The 4,921-nt window shown below is 51.0% G+C and carries 3 protein-coding genes; all 3 read right to left on the reverse strand.

Going from position 1 to position 4,921, the window contains the following annotated elements; genetic code table 11:
* Positions 1–1,072, reverse strand: a 1,072-nt coding sequence (gene cydB, locus RM811_RS15910) for a cytochrome d ubiquinol oxidase subunit II (RefSeq protein WP_402526202.1), incomplete at its 3' end; no start/stop codon positions are given.
* Between the two features lie 12 nt (positions 1,073–1,084).
* Positions 1,085–2,656: a cytochrome ubiquinol oxidase subunit I gene (locus RM811_RS15915; RefSeq protein WP_402526204.1), complete on the reverse strand. Its 1,572-nt coding sequence runs from the start codon at positions 2,654–2,656 to the stop codon at positions 1,085–1,087.
* Positions 2,657–2,972: 316 nt separating this feature from the next.
* A partial coding sequence (locus RM811_RS15920) for a hypothetical protein (RefSeq protein ID WP_402526206.1) occupies positions 2,973–4,921 on the reverse strand: 1,949 nt, incomplete at its 5' end.

A 4,921-nucleotide genomic window follows, 5' to 3' on the forward strand; every position in this document is an offset into this window, starting at 1 on the left:
AGAAGCACCAGGTGGTATAGCCAAGAATGGTGGGAACAAACACGGCAGCAACGACGCTCATAATAGCCAACGTCATAAAGCTGGAGGTGGCATCCCACAGGGTCAGGCTGAGCGATGGATGAGTGCTGGAGGTCAGCACAAACGGGAACAGGCTGAAGCCTGCGGTCATGATAATCCCGGCCTGTGTCAGTGATGAGAAGATGAAGTTCAAACCGTCCTGCCTGGTTCCTGAGAAGATCATGACGCCAATAGTGCCCAGGAAACCAAGAACCGGGGCGATCATCATGATCGGATACAGACGGTAATTGTTCAGCCACATGCCTTCACTGACGACAACGGTTTTGGTCAGCGGGTTAGACGGTCCATTGGTGTCCAGAATGCTGGTGATGTAATAACCATCAATCTGGGAAACCCAGAAGCCGGCAATGGCAAAGGTGACCAGGGTCAGTATCGCGGCATAACGGGCGACGATGGACGCACGTTGGCGAATGGGGTCGCCGGCGCGCATTTTTTGCCAGACGGCACCCTGCATGGTGAGCATGGAGGCACTGACAATACCGCAGAGCAGCGAGAACGGGTTGAGCAGGTCAAAGAAGGAGCCGGTAAAGCTGGAGCGCATATAGCCATCAAACTCGAAGCCAAAACCGACAAAAATATTACCAAAGGCCACGCCAAAGACAATGGACGGTACGATACCACTGGAAAACAGCCCCCAGTCCCAGGCATTACGCCAGCGCGGATCGGGTAATTTGGAGCGATAGTCGAAGGCCATAGGGCGAATCAGCAGGGCAAAAAGCACCAGTACCATTGCCCAGTAAAAACCTGAGAATGCGGTGGCATAAACCGTTGGCCAGGCGGCAAACAGTGCACCACCGGCGGTGATTAGCCACACCTGATTGCCATCCCAGTGGGGGGCAACGGCATTGATCATGATTCGACGTTCAGTGTCGTTTTTGCTCATGAATGGCAGCAGGTTGGCGGTGCCCAGGTCGTAGCCATCCAAAATGGCAAAACCGATAAACAGGACACCGATCAGTACCCACCAGATAAATCGGAGAACTTCATAATCCATGGTCATTGCTCCTTATGCGTTTTCCTGGAGGGTTTTTTGTTGCTCAAAGTGGTAACGACCGGTATGCAGGCTGCTGGGACCCAGTTTGCAGTACTTCACCATGAGCCAGATTTCGATAACGGCAAAGATGCCATAAAACAGCGTGAAACCGGCAATACTGAGGTAAAGGTCGGTGACGGTTCGGGTTGACGCCGACAGATAGGTGGGCAGGATGCCGGAAATAGACCATGGCTGTCGTCCAAATTCAGCCACAAACCAGCCCATTTCACTGGCGATCCATGGCAGTGGCAGAGCCCACAAACAAAGCTTCAGGAAGAAACGGCTCTTATATTCACTGCGACGTGCTGTTTTAACAAAGGCGGTGACCAGTAACAGCAGCATCAGGAAGCCGCAGCCCACCATAATACGGAACGCAAAAAACAGCGGCAATACGGCTGGGATGGCGTCTTCCGCTGCCTGGCGGACCATGGCATCGGAAGCGGATGGAATATCATCGGTGTAACGGGTCAGTAGTAAGCCATAACCCAGGTCGTCCACGACTTCCATAAATGCGGCGCGGTTTTCGGGCGTGTCTTCCCCTGCTTTCAGTCTTTCCAGCAGTTCATAAGCTATCATGCCGTTTTTGATACGGGGGATTTTGCCTTCGATTAAATCTTTGATGCCGGTCACCTGTTCGTCCAGTGAGCGGGTGGCAATAATGCCCATCAGGTAAGGGATTTTGATGGCGTAATCGGTTTCCATGTTTTCCTGATCAGGAATCCCGATCACGGTAAAGCTGGCCGGTGCCGGGTGGGTATCCCATTCGGCTTCAATAGCGGCCAGTTTGACTTCCTGAACATCCCCCAGTTCATAACCGGACTCGTCACCCAGCATGATCACCGACAGAATCGCCGCCAGACCAAACCCGGACGCTACCGCAAAAGAGCGACGGGCAAAAGCGATGTCCCGGTTCTGGAGCATATAGTAAGCAGAGATGGACAGAACGAAGATGGCACCAGTGGTATAACCGGCAGCGACGGTGTGAATGAATTTAACCTGAGCCACCGGGTTAAACACCAGGTCGGCGAAGCTGGTCATTTCCATGCGCATGGTTCCAAAGTTGAATTCGGCCCCGATGGGGTTTTGCATCCAGGCGTTGGCAATCAAAATCCAGAGTGCCGACAGGTTGGTACCAATGGCCATCAGCCAGGTACAGGCCAGATGTTGAACCTTGTTAAGGCGATCCCAGCCAAAGAAGAACATGCCGACAAAGGTGGATTCCAGAAAGAAGGCCATGAGCGCTTCAATGGCCAGGGGCGCGCCAAAGATATCGCCAACGTAGTGGGAAAAATAGGACCAGTTAGTACCAAATTGAAATTCCATGGTGAGACCGGTGGCCACGCCGATGGCAAAGTTGATGCCAAAGAGTTTGCCCCAGAATCGGGTCATGTCTTTATAGATTTGTTTGCCCGTCATGACATAGACGGACTCCATAATGGCAAGGATAAAGGTCATGCCAATGGTCAGTGGCACGAATAGAAAATGATAGAGCGCAGTAATCGCAAACTGAAAGCGCGAGAGTTCTATGACTTCTTCCAGAATCATAAGACTCCTCCACAGATAGATTATTAGCTTCGCCTGACCACTGCATCTTAGGACCTAACTCCGGTTTCAGCCAGAACCCGGGTTTCTGTCTGGTAATCATCCATATTGAGGTTACCGGATAAAAAAGGGTTGCACGCTGAATCAGAGCGTCTTGTGCAGGAACCATGCCTGATGAAAAATTAACGACCGATAGTACTCTTATTGCTGGTATAGGTGTATTTCGGTATACCGCATTCGCTGTGGTTCAAAACGGGTATTATTACAGCACCGGTTTTAACGGATATTACGGGTGGCAATAATTATCGGACCATCGGGTTCAGACTATCCCTTTAATACTCACTCGGCTCATGGTTTTTTTGGCGTTATAAAGGTCAATCTGCCAGCTTTCTCTGGGCTGGGGAACTTCTATGGACGAGACATTATCCAGTGAATAACTGGCACTCAGCGGGGTTTCATAACGGGCAATGAACTGAAGACGTTCAAGGCTGGCATTATAGGTTTTGACCAGAAAATTGATGGTCTGATCGCTCAGTGGCACCCGATAATAACGAATCAGATTCTGAGCCAGTTTTTCAGCGCTTGTGGCCAGGTTTTTTTCCACGGCACTGGCCATGGCTTCTCCCCATGCCGCTTTGGTTCTGGCGCTCATGCCCGGTTCTATATTCGCCAGACTGATGGCATTGGCACTGTCGATCGCCCGCTGAATCTGTGGGTCATGAAGATGGATGTAAGGATCAAGAATGGTGGCAATCTCTATGGCAATATCCCGGGCACAGGCTTCTGTCAGGTATTGTCCGGCATCTGGAACAGAGGCGTCATCCTGACTATTTTCATGTCTGTTTTTTTGTAGATCGGGAGATTCCCTGAGGTATTGTCGGATACGCTGGGTAACTTCCGCCTTATCCTCATCATCCAGAAAAAAAGTCTGTTCGGAGATAGTCAGGCTTCGTTTCAGGTTTTCATTATTTTGATGCTGATATTTACTGGAGAGTTTCTGCCAGTTTTTCAAAGCACGCTTCAACAGGAGACTGTCCCGCCCCTGTTTCAGGTAGGCCCGATGGCTTTCATTGTAAATCTGTAATGCTTTTTCCAGCTGCTGGCTTTTCGTGGAAAGTGTCAGCAGGTGCTTTTTCGCCCCTTTTTTCTGAGGGCCGGGCTTCTTTTGTAAAGAGAGTGTTAACTGGCGAGCCTCCCGAACCTGCAAGCTCAGGGTGTCCAGGGATTTAGTGGCAATGGCCAGTAGCTTGTGGGTACTCAACCCATTGCCACTGCCAATCTCTGATGGTATACCGATATTATTCAGGTAAGTGGTTAATGCCTTAAGGCGCGAGTATACCCGTGCCCGGCTGATGCGAAGATCGTTACGTTCTTCCTCCAGTTTGTCCAGGGCTCTTGCCAGGTCCCAGTGACCGGTATACTCAATCTTCAGGTAAGCGATTTCCCGGCCACAGATCAGCTCGAAGCAGAGCGTCAGCATCTCCTCCACATCGTGAAGGGTCATCAGATTTTCATTGCCTTCTTCAATAGCGGAAAGAATTCGTTCGATAAACAGGGGCTCTCGTTTTTGTCCATGGTGTGGCAGGGCAACAATGCCATTAAGACGTTTCTTAAGTGCCTCGGCGGTCCTTGGGTGATGTTCGTTCAGGGATTGAAAGGCTTTATCCGCTTCTTCCCTGGCCTCTTCAATAATGTCCTGCATCCGGTTGTAAAGACCAGCACGGCGAAAAATTTCAATCCGTTCTGCCTGCTTTGCCAGCTGCTGGTTACCGGTCAGGTCTTCAATGGCCGTGGACACCCATTCAGGGCCAAGATCCAGTTTACGTAGCAGGATACCGGCAGAGTGAATGCGTCGCTGCTCTTCGGTCATATTGACCTGGCCCAGATCACGGACCTGGTAGATCAGTTCAGGAATCTGGTCGATCAGGCTTAACAGGGTTATCCGTTCATTTGCCTGTTGTCGTCCATGGGTCATGTTATGAAACAGGCGGTAACCAACACCCAGGGCGACCGCAATGACTGAATAGCCCAGAAAGTAAAATGCTCTTTCCAGGGGCATCATAACGCCGTAGGCAAAATAGTAGCCGAAGTAGGCGGCCATCAGGGTGACAGGGCCAGCGGTCCATGCGTATTGGAGAATGGTGACACTCCAGGGCTCCTGATGCGGGGCTCTGGCAACTTTCTCAAGCCAGCGCTGATCGCGCCCTTCCAGTTTGAGATCAACGTTTTCCAGCTTCTTTTTCTGTTGCTCCTTTTTATCGGGAGCGA

This window comes from Endozoicomonas sp. (genome assembly GCF_031844845.1).
Lineage (GTDB): Bacteria > Pseudomonadota > Gammaproteobacteria > Pseudomonadales > Endozoicomonadaceae > Endozoicomonas.

Excerpts from the sequence above, each read along its gene's own strand:
- RM811_RS15915 (WP_402526204.1), bottom strand. The coding sequence starts at position 2,656 with ATGATTCTGGAAGAAGTCATAGAACTCTCGCGCTTTCAGTTTGCGATT.